The organism is Pseudomonas sp. PGPR40, from assembly GCF_022014505.1.
Lineage (GTDB): Bacteria > Pseudomonadota > Gammaproteobacteria > Pseudomonadales > Pseudomonadaceae > Aquipseudomonas.
On record NZ_JAKLSP010000042.1, the window covers coordinates 26,710 to 41,955 of the forward strand.

The window sequence follows — 15,246 nt, forward strand, 5'->3', positions numbered from 1 at the left end:
AACCGATCACTGCATCCACGGTGGAGGCGGTTCTTCGGTCTTGCTCGGTGGCGCATCATCCGCCGCCCGAACCGCTTGACGACGCTCTTCATCGAGACGGGCCGCCTCGATCTCGCGCATGATCCCGCCGACGTCCGCCAGCTCTTCCGGCTCGTCGAACTCGCCGGTCAACACACTGGCCGGGTGCAAAGTGCCAGCTTCGTACAATGCCCACATTTCCTTGGCGTACTTGGTGCGTTTCAACTCCGGTGCAAAACGACCGAAGTAGGACGCCATGTTGCCCACGTCCCGCTCCAGCATGCTGAACGCGTGGTTGTTACCCGCCGCATCCACTGCTTGCGGCAAGTCGATGATGACCGGCCCGGTCGGTGTCAGCAGTACGTTGAACTCGGACAGGTCACCGTGCACCAGACCGGTACACAGCATCAGCACGATTTGCGAAATCAGATACGCGTGATATTCGCGCGCCTGGTCCGGCTCCAGCACCACATCGTTCAAACGCGGCGCGGCATCCCCGTACTCATCAGCCACCAGCTCCATCAGCAGCACGCCTTCGAGGAAGTCATACGGCTTGGGCACCCGCACACCGGCATTGGCCAGACGGAACAGCGCCGCCACCTCGGCGTTTTGCCAGGCGTCTTCGGTTTCCTTGCGGCCAAACTTGGAGCCCTTGGCCATTGCTCGAGCCTGCCGGCTGTTGCGCACCTTGCGGCCTTCCTGATACTCGGCCGCCTGACGAAAACTGCGTTTATTCGCCTCCTTGTAGACCTTGGCACAACGCAGCTCGTTGCCGCAGCGCACCACATAAACAGCTGCTTCTTTACCACTCATGAGTGGGCGCAGCACCTCGTCGACCAGACCGTCCTCGATCAGGGGTTCAATGCGTTTTGGAGTCTTCATCAGCTTTTATTGTGGGTCCTTTATTACCAAACACGCGAAAGTCATTCGTTATACGGCAATCCTCTCCTTCGCGGGAGGGGTTACCGACCTATGAACGTTCCCATGAACATCAAGAAGCACACAATGTGCCGGATTAATCAGGCATGACTCATCGACCGCTCAAGATCATAGCTGAGCCTGCATCACTTGTTGACGAAGGACTACAAGGCCATTGCGACAGAATCTGACATGTCGCTCTCTACCTTTCGCCGGATTTTTCTCAACAGACCTCAATTTCCCTGTCCATCAGCCGAAGGTATTAGAGAGCAAAGGATTTGTCCGACAATCGAAAATATTTACAGCTACCAAATACTCCGCGAGTCATCTGCACTGCGTGGGTCTACAAGAAGAACTGGAGCGCGGATGAACATCAAACAGAAATTGACCTGGGCGTTTGCAATCATTGCATGCCTGCCCGTAGTACTGGTCGCTACCCTCGTGGTGCTGAACTTACGCAGCGATGCCAAGGATAATTTTGTCGATGGCAGCGGCCGTGAGATTCGTCAGGTCAGCAATGCCATGCAGCTGTTCTTTGACGGCATCAGCCAGAACGTCGATTACCTGGCCACCCAACCGCTGATCAAGAACTCCGACGACAGCCTCAAGACCTACATCAGCGCCAACGCCGAGAGCATTCCCCAAGGCGAGTCGGACAAAAAGGTCTTCGCCCTCCTCCAGGACCTGGGCAACAGCCACCCGGCCTATGCCTATGCCATCCTCGGTACGGCGGCGGGCGGTTACGTGTCCTGGCCGGACGATGCGAAGCTGAACAATTACGATCCGCGCCAGCGCCCTTGGTACAAAGCCGCGCTGGCCAAACCCGGCAAACCATTTCGCACCGAGGCCTATTACTGGGCTCAGGATGACGCGACTTACGTCAGCACCGTGCGCACCATCGACAACAAACTGGGCACCAACGGCGGCGTGGTCAGTATCGACGTGACGCTCAAACAGCTCACCGAAATCGTCAAACAGATCAAACTCGGCGAAACCGGCTATTTGATGCTGGTGGAAAACACCGGCAAAGTGCTGGTCGATCCGAAGCAACCGGAACACAACTTCAAGGCCCTCAACAGTCTCGGCGATGGCTATGCACAACTGGCCAAGGCCGGCAAAGGGCTGGTGGAAGTCGAGCTCAATGGCGAGCGCTACATGGCCAATGTCTGGCCGTCGGAACAACTGGGCTGGACCTTTATCGGCCTGATCAAGCAGACGGACGTGATGAGCTCGGCCACTCAACTGACCTGGCTGATCGCGATCATCGCGGCGGTACTGGCAGTGTTCTTCGCTATCGTTGGCGCCAGTTTCGCCAGCCTGATCGTGCGGCCGATCCGCAGCGTAGCCAGCGGTCTGGAAGGCATCGCCCAGGGCGAAGGCGACCTGACCAAGAATCTGCACATCCGTGGCAGCGATGAAACCGCGCAATTGGCCAACTGGTTCAACCAGTTTCTGGCGGCGATTCGCAACCTGATTCAAAGCATCGGCGGTGCCGCGACCAAGATCCTCGCCACCTCACAGAGCTCGACCCAAGTGTCCAGCGACATGGCCGAAGCCGCCGGACGTCAGCGTGAAGCGGTGGACATGGTGTCCACCGCGTTCCATGAGATGGTCGCCACCGCCAACGAAGTCGCACGCTCCTGCAGCCAGGCCGCCGAATCGGCCGACAGCGGTCAGCGCCAGGCGCGCGAAGGTCAGCAGCAGATTGATGCAGCCGTCACCAGCGTTGATCGCTTGAGCCAGGAAATCGAACAATCGGCGCAGTCGATGCAACAGCTTGAACGCGATAGCAACGACATTCAGTCGATCCTCGGGACCATCCGCTCCATTGCCGAACAGACCAACCTGCTGGCGCTGAACGCCGCCATCGAAGCGGCCCGGGCCGGTGAACAGGGTCGTGGCTTTGCGGTGGTAGCGGATGAAGTTCGCGCCTTGGCCAAACGGACGGCCGACTCCACGGCGGAAATCGACGGGCTGTTGGGCAATCTTGCCAAACGCACCAGCCAGGTGACGCAGCAGATGCATGCGAGCCTGGAAGTGTCCCAGCAATCGGTGACCCGTATCGGCGAAGCGCGCAGCAGCTTCGGGCAGATTCGTGAATCGGTGGATGTGATTCGCGACATGAACACGCAGATTGCCACGGCAGCTGAAGAACAGCATCAAGTGGCGGAAGACATCAATCGCCACATCAGCCAGATTCATGGCGATGCGCAGTTGGTGGCGGAACTGGCGAACTCGGCGCGCCTGGATTCTCAGAGCCTGGCGGGGTTGTCGAATGAGCTGGATGGGTTGGTTAGACGCTTTAGAACCTGACCGGATACCCGGTGGCCGCTACGCGGCCAATCGCGGGCAAGCCCGCTCCTACAGGATTGATCGTTCCCACGCTCCGCGTGGGAATGCAGCACGGGACGCTCCGCGTCCCTGCCGAAGCGGACGCGGAGCGTCCAATGAGGCATTCCCACGCAGAGCGTGGGAACGATCAGTGCTTGAAGAGTTCGCCAGGGGTAAACCCTCAATAATCAACGCTCGATAATTGCCGTCACGCCCTGACCGCCGGCGGCGCAGATCGAGATCAACCCTCGGCCCTTGCCCGCCGCGTCCAGCAGCTTCGCCAGGTTGGCGACGATGCGCGCGCCGGTGGCGGCAAACGGATGCCCGGCGGCCAGTGAGCTGCCCTTGACGTTGAGGCGGCTGCGGTCGATGGAGCCCAGCGGCGCATTGAGGCCGAGACGGGTTTTGCAGAACTCCGGATCTTCCCAGGCCTTGAGTGTGCACAGCACTTGCGCGGCGAATGCTTCATGGATTTCGTAGTAATCGAAGTCCTGCAAGGTCAGGCCATTGCGCGCCAGTAAACGCGGCACGGCATAAGCCGGCGCCATCAGCAGCCCTTCGGCTCCGTTGACGAAATCCACCGCCGCCGCCTCGCCGTCGCGCCAATAGGCGAGGATCGGCAAGCCGCGCTCTTTCGCCCATACTTCACTGCCCAGCAGCACCACCGACGCGCCATCGGTGAGTGGCGTGGAATTGCCCGCGGTCAGGGTGCCCTTGGCGCTTTTCTCGAAGGCCGGTTTCAGTGAGGCGAGTTTTTCCAGGGTCAGATCCGGGCGCAGGTTGTTGTCCCGGGTCAGGCCCAGGAACGGCGTCATCAGATCGTTGTGCCAGCCTTCGGCGTAAGACGCGGCCAGTTTCTGATGGCTTTCCTGGGTCAGTCGATCCTGCTCGTCACGCGGGATGCTCCAGGTCTGGGCCATCAATTCACAGTGTTCGCCCATCGACCGGCCGGTGCGTGGCTCACCGATGCTTGGAAAGTCGGGCATCAAGTGGCGGGGACGCAGTTGCAGGAAGGTTTTCAGTTTGTCGGCGGTGCTTCGGGCGCGGTTGGCCTGCAAGAGGATCTTGCGCAGGCTTTCGTTGACCCCGATCGGTACGTCCGAGGCGGTGTCGACGCCACCGGCAATGCCACATTCGATTTGCCCCAAGGCGATTTTGTTCGCCACCAACAACGTCGCCTCCAGCCCCGTGCCACAGGCTTGCTGGATATCATAGGCCGGCGTCATCGGCGACAACCGCGAGCCGAGCACGCATTCGCGGGTCAGGCCGTAATCACGCAAATACTTGAGCAGCGCACCTGCCGCCACTTCGCCCATGCGCACACCGTGCAGGTTATAGCGCTCGATCAAGCCTTCCAGCGCTGCGGTGAACATCGCCTGGTTACTGGCAGTGGCGTACGGCCCGTTGGACCGGGCAAAGGGGATACGGTTACCACCCATAATCGCGACGCGGCGCAGCTGAGTCATGAAAAAGCTCCTTTTAATCAAATCTGAACACCAAACCCTGTGGGAGCGGGCTTGCTCGCGAAGGGGCCGGCCCATTCAACATCTCTGTCGACTGACACACCGCTTTCGCGAGCAAGCCCGCTCCCACAGGGGGCTGCATTTCCTGAAAGTCCTGCTAAACCCAATCTCAAACTAACCTGCAATGATCAAGCGTAGGCCGTATCTCGTGGGTCGGACGACTAATTGCAATTCCTGGTCCACACTTTTAACCCCAGCTACTGGAGCGTGATCCATGTCTGACCGTTATATCGACTTCGCCAATTCGTCCATCGGCCATCGTGTGGTCGGTGCCCTGGGTCTGCCGTCGCCGGTACGACTGGAACGCTGGCAAGCAGGCCGATTGCGGCCTATCGAGGGCGCGTTGCTGATTGGCGGTGGCCCGCTGACGGAAAAAGTCAGCGCTCTCGCCAACCGCCTGACCGACACGATTTACAGCTACGGCACCGACCCGACCCTGGCCACGGCGTGGATTCCCGGTCACGGCCAGAAACTCAAAGCCGTTGTGTTCGACGCCAGTGATCTGGTGCAGGTCGATCAATTGAAACAGCTGCGCGAGTTTTTCCAGCCGCTGATGAAAAACCTCGATCACCATGCGCACCTGGTGATTCTTGGCCGGGCGCCGGAGACTTTGAGCGACCCGTTTGCCGCCAGCACCCAGCGTGCCCTGGAAGGTTTCAGCCGTTCGCTGGCCAAGGAACTGCGCAGCGGCGGTACGTTGCAGCTGATCTATGTCGGTGAAGGTGCCGAAGATCAACTGGAAGGACCATTGCGGTTTTTCCTTTCGCCAAAAAGCGCGTTCATTTCCGGACAAGCCATACGCTTGAAGGCCTGTGGGGCGCAGGTGATGGACTGGACTCGCCCCTTGTCGGGGCGCAAGGCACTGGTGACGGGCGCGGCGCGCGGCATCGGCGCCTCGATCGCCGAAACCCTGGCCCGCGACGGCGCCGAGGTGATCCTGCTCGACGTGCCACCGGCCAAGAGCGATCTCGAAGCCTTGGCCGCACGCCTTGGCGGGCGCGGCATCACGCTGGACATCTGCGCCGAAGACGCCGCCACACAACTGATCGAACTTCTGCCCGATGGCATCGACATCGTGGTCCACAACGCGGGCATCACCCGAGACAAAACCCTGGCCAACATGACCCCGGAATTCTGGGACGCGGTGCTGGCGGTCAACCTCAACGCGCCGCAAGTGCTGACCAAGGCTTTGCTCGACAGCGGCACCTTGCGCGACGACGGCCGAGTGATCTTGCTGGCGTCCATCAGCGGCATCGCCGGCAATCGCGGGCAAACCAACTATGCCGCGAGCAAGGCCGGGTTGATCGGCCTGGCCCAGGCCTGGGCACCGCTGCTGAACGAGCGCGGCATCAGCATCAATGCGGTGGCGCCAGGGTTCATCGAAACCCAAATGACCGCGCACCTGCCCTTCGGCGTGCGCGAAGCCGGGCGACGCTTGAGTTCTTTGGGTCAGGGCGGCCTGCCACAAGACGTCGCCGAAGCCGTGGCCTGGCTGGCACAACCGGGCACCGGAGCGTTTACCGGACAAGCGTTGCGCATTTGCGGGCAAAGCGTTTTGGGAGCCTGACCATGACCACCGACTGGCACACACTCAATAGCGAACCGGGCCTGCAAACGCTGTATGTGAAGGCACTAACACGTCGCAAAATCACCGGCAGCGCCTTGCCTGACCTGGGTTATCACTGCTGGGTCAATGTCGATCCGAAACGTCTGGAGGCTTATCGCAAGGTCTGTGGTTTCCCCGACAACGGGCTGCTGCCACCGACGTATCCGCACATCCTGGCGTTCGCCTTGCAGATGCAATTGCTCACCGCCAAAGCGTTTCCATTTCCGCTGCTGGGGCTGATTCACCTGAGCAACCGCATCCGCGTCTTGCGCCCCATGGGCGGCGTGCACCGGGTGCGGGTCAGCGTGAAGGTGCAGAACCTGCAACCCCATGCCAAGGGCGCGACGTTCGATTTGGTGACGACACTCGACGATCAGTTGGGGCCGCTGTGGGAGGCTGAAAGCCAGATGCTGTGTCGCGGCGTCAAACTGCAAGGCGAGCCCGTCGAGGACGCTGTTGCATCAACGCTGCCGCTGACCGAAGTGGCCCACTGGAAAGTGCCGGCGGACATTGGCCGGCGGTACGCCAAGGTGTCCGGGGACTACAACCCGATTCACCTGAGTGCGATCAGCGCGAAACTCTTCGGTTTTCCCAAAGCCATCGCCCATGGTCTGTGGAACAAGGCCCGTACGCTGGCAGCCATGACCGAGCATTTGCCGACGGCAAACGTCGAGATTGCGGTGCAGTTCAGGAAACCGGTGCGCCTTCCCAGTGAAGTGACGCTGGTGGCCCGCGCGGCAGGGTCCAGCGGGGATTTTCAGTTGATGGGTGCGGGGGATCTGGAGCATATGGTTGGGCAGTGGCGGCCTGTTACCTGATTGTTCGGTCTGATCGTTCCCACGCTCTGCGTGGGAATGCAGCCCGGGACGCTCCGCGTCCCAAGAGCCGAACGCAGAGCGTCCGTAGAGGCGTTCCCACGCAGAGCGTGGGAACGATCAAAACCGTAGGGCGATGCCCCGGAACCTACACCGCAGGTCAGGAACCAACCAAACCCCGAGGCTGTGGAAACAAATTATTCAACGTCTCCAACAACCGCACGTGATAAATCGGCTTGCGGAACAAATCCAGCACCTGCAACCGCAACATATCGCTCACATCATCCATGTCCGCATGCCCCGACGTCACAATCACCGGCAAATGCTGACGCGACGTATGCTCACGCAACCGCTTGATCAATGACATGCCACTCTCCTCCGGCATCCGCAAATCAGTAATCACCAGCGCGATATCAGGATGACAAGTCAAATGATGAAGGGCGAGTTTCACCGAGGTTGCCGTAAAACAAGTAAAGCCCTCGCCCTCCAGCAACTCCGCCAGTTCCAGCAACGCATCTTCCTCATCATCGACCAGAAGCAGCTGTTGGCGTGGGAACGCTGGAGCATTCATGAGTAAACACCTGCAATGGACTAAGCATTGACGTTAGAACCACCCTGGCAGGTTAGCAAGCGGTCGACATCAAGGCGTAGGAGTAGGCACTAGCGATTCCTTGAGCACGGTAAAAATATCGGTTACCGCACCCGAGATAGGCGTCATGAACACCACCAATGCAACCGCGGCCATGCCCGCAATGATCGCGTATTCGATACCCGAAGCACCCTCGGTATCTTTGGCCAGGTACTTGAACAAAATGATTTCGGTTTTGATCTTCTGCACAACTTTAGTAAAGGACATGACGTGTCTCCTGTGACAGCGGATGTTGCACAACTGCAACATGATTCCCCTATGCCAGCATCAGCATTGTCGGCAAACCCGAGACCAACAACTGTAAGAACCTGTTAATGCTTAAGTAGTAACCGGTTCATTGACGTCAAAGAACAGTGCTTTTGGCTTCAGTCCGTTACTTTTGTCAGATATTTACCGCCCTGTAATGGCTTTTTGCTTTACCTGCGCTACCGTCAAATAGCGAAATAGTTCTATGTTCATAGCTGCCTGATTGCGAAGTCATCTCATTAGAACTCCTTGGGGGCGTTACGCAGCAGGAAAGGGAGAGCCTTCATGAACAGTCGCGTCACCATGGGCCTGGCCGGACTGTTTCTGGCAGGCGCCATCCTTGCCGGTTACTGGGGGCTGGCGCTGAGTCGCCAACCGGCACCCGAATCCGTCGCACAACCCGGCACATCATCGGCCCCGATATTGGCGCCGGCGGACGACCCGACTCGCCAGCCAGTGGTTGTGCTGCTGCGTGACATAGCGCCATTCGAGCCGATCACCGCCGCCGACGTGACCCTGGAAAAACTCCGCATCGCCCCGGCCGGCAGCCTGTCCCGTCTCGATCAAGCCATTGGCCGTACGCCCTGGCGCACGCTGACTGCCGGCAGTTGGCTCAATGATGAAAGTTTCGAAACCGGGGGGGCGCTGGCGCGAATGATCCGCCCCGATGAGCGCGCCCTCGCCGTGGCGGCAGATGACGTGATCAATGTCGGCGGTCAACTGAGCCCCGGCGACTATGTCGACGTCCTGCTGTTTCTGCGCATGGACACCAACAATCTCCAGCAATCGGCCCAAGTCGTGGTCCCGGCGTTGCGCGTGCTCGGTGTCGGCGACCAGTTGGGGCTGATGAACGATGGCCAGCCGGCCAACCCGGCACGCAGCCACGAAGAAAGACTCAAGCAGGAACAACTGCGCGCCAATGCCCGCACCGTTTTGCTCGCCGTTCCCGAACCCCTCTTGAGCCGTCTGATGCTCGCGGCTCAGGTCGGGGTTTTGCGCCTGGCCGTGCGCAGCGCCGAAGAAAAAAGTCTGAGTTATTACTGGGCGGGTAACCGCGCTTCACAGGCGAGCCTGGCCAGCGCCAATCGCGAACTGGTGCAGTTCAGTCAACTGGCCCTGGCTGGCACACCCAAACCCGCCATCGGCGGCGCAGCACCGCGCAAGTCGAGCGTGGAAGTCATCCGCGGCAATGAAGTCACCCAACAAACGCCCTGAATCGAGCGAGGACGCTTCTCCATGCGCAGACGTTTTACACAGTACTTGCTCTGCAGCGGGTTATTGCAATGAGTCAGCCCCAGAACCTGAGTCAGACGTTCCTCGCGATCACGCGCAACAGCACCGATTTCGAGTGGCTGCAAGGTGCGCTGGCCCCTTTGGGCCGAGTGATCAGCGCTGGGGGCGGCAACCTCGATGAACTCTTGACGCTGGTGGACGTGACCTTCGCCAGCCTGGTGTTCGTGGGTCTGGACCGTGAACATGTGGTGGCGCAGAGCGCGTTGATCGAGGGGGCCCTGGAAGCCAAACCGATGCTGGCGATCGTTGCGTTGGGCGATGGCATGGACAACCAGCTCGTGCTCAATGCCATGCGGGCCGGCGCGCGGGATTTCGTCTCTTACGGCTCGCGTTCCAGTGAAGTGGCCGGCCTGGTGCGCCGCCTGAGCAAACGCCTGCCGACCGTGGCGCCGAATACACATCAGGCTCAGCAAGGTGGCCTGACCGTGCTTTATGGTGCACAGAGCAATGCCGACGGAGCGTTGCTCGCCAACCATCTGGCGCACGTGGTGCAAAAGAGCGGCCAGCAGACATTGTTGCTGGATCTCGGACTGCCGCGTGGCGACAGTCTGGCCTTGCTGGGGTTGGAGAGCTCGTTTCATTTCGGCGATGCGTTGCGACACCTGAGGCGCCTCGACGCGACGCTGATCGATAGCGCCTTCACCACCTGTGACGCCGGGCTGCGGATTCTCGCCTACGCCAGCCATGACGAACCGCTGGAACAGACCAGTGCCGCCGAGCTGTACATGCTGCTCAGCGCCTTGCGTCAACATTTCCAGCACATCGTGGTGAACCTCACCGGCCAGTCGGAAAGCGAAGCGTTGCGCACCTTCGTCAGCCATTGCGACAAGTTGCTGTGGTACACCGATCAGAATGTGCTCGACTGCCGACGCAACCTTGAGGTGCTCGGCCGCTGGCGTGAAAAAGGCCTCAAGCTCGACCACGCCCGGTTGCTGGTAGACCGCTATCTGCGCAACGTCGCGCCAGACTCCGACACCTTGAGCAAAAGCTTCGGCATGGAGGTTATGGCGGTCTTGGCCTACAGCCCGGAAGTGCGGCTCAACGCCAAGAATCAGGGGGTGAGCCTGTTCGAACTGGCCCCGCGCGAAAACCTGACCCAAAGCCTGCGCACCCTCGGCGAACGGCTGGCCAAACGCTCCGAAGACCTGGACAAACCCAAGGCTGGCTGGTTTGACCGATTGAGGGGCGCGCAATGAGTGGGGAAAAACTTTTCGGCGCGCCCTCCCACGGGCCGGCCGGCAATACCGACCACGAAGGCCTGAAACTGGTGCTGCACCGCTACATCATCGACGCCATCGAAGAGTCCGGGAAAAACCTGCTGGAAGGCTCGCGGCCAATGCTGTCGCAGTTCGTCATCGACAAAGTCGCCGAGTACATTGCCCGTTTGCACCTGGCGATTTCCCGTTATGAGATGGAGCGGCTGGCTGAGGAAATCGTCGACGAGCTCACCGGTTTCGGTCCGCTGGAGGTGTTGCTGCGTGACTCGACGGTGACCGAAATTCTGGTCAACGGCCCGCACCGGGTGTTCGTCGAACGCGAGGGTGTATTGCACCTGAGCGACCTGCGATTCATCGACGACCATCACGTCGAGCGGGTGATGCAGCGAATTCTCGCGCCCCTGGGCCGACGGCTCGATGAGTCTTCACCGATGGTCGATGCGCGCCTGCCCGATGGCAGCCGGGTCAACGCGATCATCCCGCCGATTGCCCTCGATGGCCCATGCCTGTCGATTCGAAAGTTCCGCAAGGACATGCTCAAAAGCTCCGACCTGATGGCGATGCAAACCATCGATCAGGCGATCTTCGAGTTCATTCAGGAGGCTGTGGGCAAGCGCTGCAACATCCTTGTCAGCGGCGGTACCGGCACTGGCAAGACCACGCTGCTGAACATTCTCAGCCAGTTGATCGCCCCGCACGAACGCCTGGTCACCATCGAAGACGTCGCCGAATTGCAACTGGGCCATCCTCACGTGGTGCGCCTGGAAACCCGACCGCCGAATGCCGAAGGCCACGGCGAAGTGAAGGCCAGCGATCTGATTCGCAACGCGCTGCGGATGCGCCCGGACCGGATCATCCTCGGCGAAATTCGCGGCGTCGAAGTCGTCGATGTGCTCACCGCAATGAACACCGGGCACGACGGTTCCATGAGCACCGTGCACGCCAACAATGCCCAGGACGCGCTGTTGCGCCTGGAGACTCTGGTGGGCCTGACTGGACGCATCATTGCCGAACGCACCTTGCGGCAAATGATTTGCGCGGCGCTGGACGTGGTGATCCAACTGTCGCGCCTGCCCGATGGCCGCCGTTGCGTCAGCGAAGTGGTGGAAGTCGTCGGTATTCGTGACGACGTGTATGTGACCAATACGCTGTTCCGCTTCGATCGACGCACCGGCTTCGGTTTCCTGCGCGAGGCGGTCAACCCCGCCGGCGATAAACTGCGTCGCGAATCGGCGCTCTCTCCCTTATCGCACTGAAGGATCACGGCATGCTCAAACCGGCGCTGCTCATCCTGATTTGCCTGACGTTGCTGGGCCTGTCGATCCGTTTGTTCTACAACGGTCTGCGCCAGACCGGCATCGATCGAACCCTCGGTCGCCTGACGCAGGGGCAACCACAACTGACGGTGAAGAAATCATCCTGGGTGGGCCTGGAACGAGCCTTTCTACGCGCCGGCCTCGGTCGTCCCACCGAGCGCCTGGGGTTGTGGTTGCTGCTCTGGGCCTTGGGCATCTTGCTGGGCGTTGCTCTCGCGGGCTGGATCGGTTTGCTGGTGTTGTTGCTGGTGCCGCCCCTGGCTCTGCGGCTGTACATCAGTTGGTGCTATCAGCGCCGGCTCAAGCGCATGATCGAACAACTGCCATCGTTGCTCGACCATACGGTGCGCAGTCTGAAGTCCGGACGCACCCTGGCCGATGCAGTGCGGGTCGCCATCGACGCCGCCGAAGACCCACTGAAAAACGCCATGGGCCGGGTTCAGCGCAATGTGAATCTGGGCGTCAGCCTGCCTGACGCTGTTACGGACTTCGCCGAACTGTATGAGAAAGATGAGTTTCGCTTGTTCGCGCTGGGCCTGAAGGTCAATCACCGCTACGGCGGTAATGCCAGTGAGCTGTTTGAGAACCTGATCAAAATGATCCGTGAACGCGACCAAGCGGCGCGCCAACTGCGCGCCATGACGGGCGAAACCCGCATCACGGCGTTGGTGCTGGCCCTGATGCCCGTGGGGCTTGCCGGCTACTTCTTGTTGTCCAATCCGAAATACCTGTTCGCCATGTGGAGCAGCAGCTCGGGACAAATGATGCTCGCGACCGCGTTCGGCCTGCAGGTCGTGGGTTGCCTGGCGCTGTGGCGCATGTTGCATAGCGTATGAAAATAGCCCTGCTGATCAGCGCACTGTTGTTTCTGGCGGCCACGCTGTTGCTGCTCAGTGGCCTGCTGGACCAACACCGTCGCGCTCGCCAGGTGGCTCAACGACTGGACGGCAAACCGCTGAGCGACCATCGCTTCCGTCACTGGCTGCAACTGCTGGGCGACAGCCGCATCGGTCAGCGCTCGGTCAAACTGGACAACGAAACCCAGACGCTGCTCAATCGCCTTGGCTGGCGCAGCGCCCGGCAACGCTCGCTGTTCGCTGCCTGCCAGATCGGCATACCGGTGCTGGCGTTGGCCTTGAGTCTGTTGATCCAGAGCGTGTTCTTCTCGCAGGTGAACAACCACTGGATCACCCCGGCGTTCGCCACCGCCCTCGGTTATTTGCTGCCCAAACGCTTGCTGGCCGCCGCCGCGCACCGTCGGCAAAAACAACTGGCGATCGAGATTTCGACCTTCATTCCACTGCTGCGCATCCTGTTCGAATCCGGCATGGCGGTGGAACAGTCACTGCGAGTGTTGAGCATCGAAGGCAAACAATTACTGCCAGCCCTGACCCATGAACTGCGCCTGATACTGACCCGGGTCGACTCCGGCCTGGAGCTTGGCGAAGAACTGAACAAGGCCACCCAGTTACTGGCGGTGGACGAGTTCACCGACACCTGCGTGATTCTTCAGCAATTGATCCACCAGGGCGGCGGCGCCATGAAATCACTGCTGGGGCTCAAGCTACTGCTCGATGACCGACGCCTGACACGTCTGCAGGAATACATCTCCAAAATGTCCGCGAAAATGTCCGTCGTGATGATGCTGTTTCTCTTCCCGGCGTTGCTGATCGTACTGGCCGGCCCCAGCTTCACCGCGTTGGCCCGGGCCTTTCATCATTGAAAGACCACAGCTGATCCCCTGTAGGAGCGAGGCTTGCCCGCGAAGGCTATGTGTCAGTCGACCAATCTCTCACAGATGTACCCAGCTCAACTGTAGGAGCTGGGCTTGCTCGCGAAAGCGGTGTATCAGACGACTTCCATGTTGAATGTGAAATCGCCTTCGCGGGCAAGCCTCGCTCCTACAAGGGTCAGCTGTGTGGCGCAGGTTTTGGTACGTCGACGTTATCCAGCACCCGATTCACCGCCAGCTCGGCCAGCATGATGACCTGCTGAATCGCCAGGATCGTATGCCGCTGCGGAGCGTCGACATACGCGGCAATGTCGCTGGTCATGACGCTCGCCGAAGCCAGCGATTCGCAGACATGGGCCAGCAGGCTTTCGTTATCCATATCCGGCGCAACCAGAAACATCTTGCTTGGCTTGCGGCCTTCGGTTTTTTTCGGGGTGGGATTGAGGTAGTGGTCGAGCGCGCGGTCCGCGGCTTCGTGGAGTTTTTTGGAATCGAGGGATTCGTAGGGGGAAACATCGTCGGTTTCAGGGGGATTTGGTGTGGCTTTGAACATGGTGATACTCCAAATGTGAAATTGAGCTACCACTGATCGCTGCGACGCGATGGAGGGAGGTAGCTGTACGCGGGGTCGCAGACCGAGTCATTTGGAAACCCGGCATACCCGAAGGTATCCCACGCACAGCCACCATCAAACCAAACGACAAGCACTGAAGTGCTTCGGTTGGGGCTGGCGATTATGCACCAAATGAACTGAACAGACTGCGACGCCCGGACGCTGAATTGTCAGCGACGGACAAAGGCTAGAGACGCAGCGTCCGACGGGCAACCTGAAAAACATGTGGGAAGGTTCTGATGTTTTTACCGATCGATAAACATCATTGTCTGTAAGGCCGCTATCGCGAGCAGGCTCGCTCCCGCAGTGGAGCGGCGTATGTCTAAGAGAGATTGGTTGGTTGTGAGGCCGTCTTCGCGGGCAAGCCTCGCTCCTACAGTGGGGTGGCGTATGCCTGAAAGGGATTGGTCGGCTATTAGGCCGCCTTCGCGAGCAAGCCCGCTCCCACAGTGGAGCGGCGTACACCCGCCCCTCACCACTCAACAGGCCGAGCGTTAGCTCGCCTGCCGCTTTTGATCTGGCTTTTGATTTTGATCCACCCGCCCCTTCGGGAGGCTGAGTGGAGGTGTTCATCTGGGGATTGGCGCGCAGCGCCGTTCGACGCAGTCGAACCCATCGCATGTAGGTCGTAGCGAAGCAGACCGTAGGGCGATGCCCCCAGATGGATACCGGAGCGAAGGAACGCCGAGCCTTAGCGAGGGGCCGTACGCTTGGGGCGAGACCTTTTGGTTCCTTTTGGGGCGTTTGCCAAAAGGGACTCGCCGTAAGGGCGAAACCGTAAGTGGCCGTTACCGCAGGAATGGATATGTACTTAGTCAATAAAATACAGGTCGGCTGTCAGGCCGCCTTCGCGAGCAAGCCCGCTCCCACATCTATGGTTACCCCCTTTTCTGCAATACTGTTTTTGATGCGTGTTTGGCTTGCTTTCATCTATCCGGCGTCTGAGTGGGGCTGTGGCCCCGCGCCTCG

At 60.0% G+C, this 15,246-nt stretch carries 13 protein-coding genes and 1 pseudogene; 9 read left to right on the forward strand and 5 right to left on the reverse strand.

Annotation, left to right across the window (positions count from 1 at the left end):
• Window positions 1–6: 6 nt before the first annotated feature.
• Window positions 7–900, reverse strand: coding sequence for a PA4780 family RIO1-like protein kinase (locus MEB48_RS26895; RefSeq protein ID WP_237886797.1), 894 nt, complete (start codon window positions 898–900; stop codon window positions 7–9).
• Between the two features lie 402 nt (window positions 901–1,302).
• Between MEB48_RS26895 and MEB48_RS29500 the strand changes: the two are divergent.
• Both MEB48_RS29500 and MEB48_RS29505 read left to right on the forward strand, forming a co-directional pair.
• Window positions 1,303–2,391: pseudogene (locus tag MEB48_RS29500) on the forward strand (cache domain-containing protein); the annotation flags it as partial.
• A gap of 129 nt (window positions 2,392–2,520) precedes the next feature.
• Window positions 2,521–3,249: a methyl-accepting chemotaxis protein gene (locus MEB48_RS29505; RefSeq protein ID WP_371916351.1), complete on the forward strand. Its 729-nt coding sequence runs from the start codon at window positions 2,521–2,523 to the stop codon at window positions 3,247–3,249.
• Between the two features lie 206 nt (window positions 3,250–3,455).
• Here the strand turns inward: MEB48_RS29505 and MEB48_RS26905 are convergent, their stop codons facing one another.
• Window positions 3,456–4,733, reverse strand: a complete 1,278-nt coding sequence (locus MEB48_RS26905) for an acetyl-CoA C-acetyltransferase (RefSeq protein WP_237886799.1) — start codon at window positions 4,731–4,733, stop codon at window positions 3,456–3,458.
• A 271-nt stretch (window positions 4,734–5,004) separates the two neighbouring features.
• On the opposite strand from MEB48_RS26905, the gene MEB48_RS26910 reads away from it, so the two are divergent.
• Together MEB48_RS26910 and MEB48_RS26915 are read left to right on the forward strand one after the other, a co-directional pair.
• Window positions 5,005–6,357 carry a 3-oxoacyl-ACP reductase gene (locus MEB48_RS26910; RefSeq protein WP_237886800.1) on the forward strand — a complete coding sequence of 451 codons (1,353 nt, stop codon included), beginning with the start codon at window positions 5,005–5,007 and terminating at the stop codon, window positions 6,355–6,357.
• A 2-nt stretch (window positions 6,358–6,359) separates the two neighbouring features.
• A complete protein-coding gene (locus MEB48_RS26915; protein WP_237886801.1) occupies window positions 6,360–7,214 on the forward strand; it encodes a MaoC family dehydratase in 855 nt (284 codons plus the stop codon).
• A 157-nt stretch (window positions 7,215–7,371) separates the two neighbouring features.
• Here MEB48_RS26915 and MEB48_RS26920 read toward each other — a convergent pair whose 3' ends face one another.
• Both MEB48_RS26920 and MEB48_RS26925 read right to left on the reverse strand, forming a co-directional pair.
• Window positions 7,372–7,782, reverse strand: coding sequence for a response regulator (locus MEB48_RS26920; protein ID WP_237886802.1), 411 nt, complete (start codon window positions 7,780–7,782; stop codon window positions 7,372–7,374).
• A 69-nt stretch (window positions 7,783–7,851) separates the two neighbouring features.
• On the reverse strand, window positions 7,852–8,067 hold the full coding sequence (locus MEB48_RS26925) for a Flp family type IVb pilin (protein ID WP_237886803.1): 216 nt from the start codon (window positions 8,065–8,067) through the stop codon (window positions 7,852–7,854).
• Between the two features lie 324 nt (window positions 8,068–8,391).
• Here MEB48_RS26925 and cpaB point away from each other — a divergent pair, with 324 nt between their 5' ends.
• The 5 genes from cpaB to MEB48_RS26950 all read left to right on the forward strand — a co-directional run bounded on the left by cpaB (window position 8,392) and on the right by MEB48_RS26950 (window position 13,655).
• The gene (cpaB, locus tag MEB48_RS26930; RefSeq protein ID WP_237886804.1) at window positions 8,392–9,321 is read left to right on the forward strand and encodes a Flp pilus assembly protein CpaB; all 930 of its coding nucleotides are present in this window, start codon (window positions 8,392–8,394) and stop codon (window positions 9,319–9,321) included.
• A 68-nt stretch (window positions 9,322–9,389) separates the two neighbouring features.
• Complete coding sequence (locus MEB48_RS26935) at window positions 9,390–10,595, forward strand: AAA family ATPase (protein ID WP_237886805.1); 1,206 nt, start codon at window positions 9,390–9,392, stop codon at window positions 10,593–10,595.
• A complete protein-coding gene (locus MEB48_RS26940) occupies window positions 10,592–11,872 on the forward strand; it encodes a CpaF family protein (protein WP_237886806.1) in 1,281 nt (426 codons plus the stop codon). The genes MEB48_RS26935 and MEB48_RS26940 overlap by 4 nt, the downstream gene beginning before the upstream one ends.
• Before the next feature lie 11 nt (window positions 11,873–11,883).
• Complete coding sequence (locus MEB48_RS26945; protein WP_237886807.1) at window positions 11,884–12,768, forward strand: type II secretion system F family protein; 885 nt, start codon at window positions 11,884–11,886, stop codon at window positions 12,766–12,768.
• The gene (locus MEB48_RS26950) at window positions 12,765–13,655 is read left to right on the forward strand and encodes a type II secretion system F family protein (protein ID WP_237886808.1); all 891 of its coding nucleotides are present in this window, start codon (window positions 12,765–12,767) and stop codon (window positions 13,653–13,655) included. The genes MEB48_RS26945 and MEB48_RS26950 overlap by 4 nt, the downstream gene beginning before the upstream one ends.
• A 187-nt stretch (window positions 13,656–13,842) precedes the next feature.
• On the opposite strand, the gene MEB48_RS26955 is transcribed toward MEB48_RS26950, so the two are convergent.
• Window positions 13,843–14,217: a DUF6124 family protein gene (locus MEB48_RS26955; RefSeq protein WP_237886809.1), complete on the reverse strand. Its 375-nt coding sequence runs from the start codon at window positions 14,215–14,217 to the stop codon at window positions 13,843–13,845.
• Window positions 14,218–15,246 lie beyond the last annotated feature (1,029 nt).

What these genes read in the sequence shown, in the direction of transcription:
- MEB48_RS26915 (WP_237886801.1), top strand. Translation starts at nt 6,360, where the DNA reads ATGACCACCGACTGGCACACACTCAATAGCGAACCGGGCCTGCAAACG.
- MEB48_RS26935 (WP_237886805.1), top strand. Translation starts at nt 9,390, where the DNA reads ATGAGTCAGCCCCAGAACCTGAGTCAGACGTTCCTCGCGATCACGCGC.
- MEB48_RS26920 (WP_237886802.1), bottom strand. Translation starts at nt 7,782, where the DNA reads ATGAATGCTCCAGCGTTCCCACGCCAACAGCTGCTTCTGGTCGATGAT.
- MEB48_RS26910 (WP_237886800.1), top strand. Translation starts at nt 5,005, where the DNA reads ATGTCTGACCGTTATATCGACTTCGCCAATTCGTCCATCGGCCATCGT.
- MEB48_RS26950 (WP_237886808.1), top strand. Translation starts at nt 12,765, where the DNA reads ATGAAAATAGCCCTGCTGATCAGCGCACTGTTGTTTCTGGCGGCCACG.
- MEB48_RS26940 (WP_237886806.1), top strand. Translation starts at nt 10,592, where the DNA reads ATGAGTGGGGAAAAACTTTTCGGCGCGCCCTCCCACGGGCCGGCCGGC.
- MEB48_RS26955 (WP_237886809.1), bottom strand. Translation starts at nt 14,217, where the DNA reads ATGTTCAAAGCCACACCAAATCCCCCTGAAACCGACGATGTTTCCCCC.
- MEB48_RS26905 (WP_237886799.1), bottom strand. Translation starts at nt 4,733, where the DNA reads ATGACTCAGCTGCGCCGCGTCGCGATTATGGGTGGTAACCGTATCCCC.
- MEB48_RS26895 (WP_237886797.1), bottom strand. Translation starts at nt 900, where the DNA reads ATGAAGACTCCAAAACGCATTGAACCCCTGATCGAGGACGGTCTGGTC.
- MEB48_RS29505 (WP_371916351.1), top strand. Translation starts at nt 2,521, where the DNA reads ATGGTGTCCACCGCGTTCCATGAGATGGTCGCCACCGCCAACGAAGTC.
- MEB48_RS26945 (WP_237886807.1), top strand. Translation starts at nt 11,884, where the DNA reads ATGCTCAAACCGGCGCTGCTCATCCTGATTTGCCTGACGTTGCTGGGC.
- MEB48_RS26925 (WP_237886803.1), bottom strand. Translation starts at nt 8,067, where the DNA reads ATGTCCTTTACTAAAGTTGTGCAGAAGATCAAAACCGAAATCATTTTG.
- cpaB (WP_237886804.1), top strand. Translation starts at nt 8,392, where the DNA reads ATGAACAGTCGCGTCACCATGGGCCTGGCCGGACTGTTTCTGGCAGGC.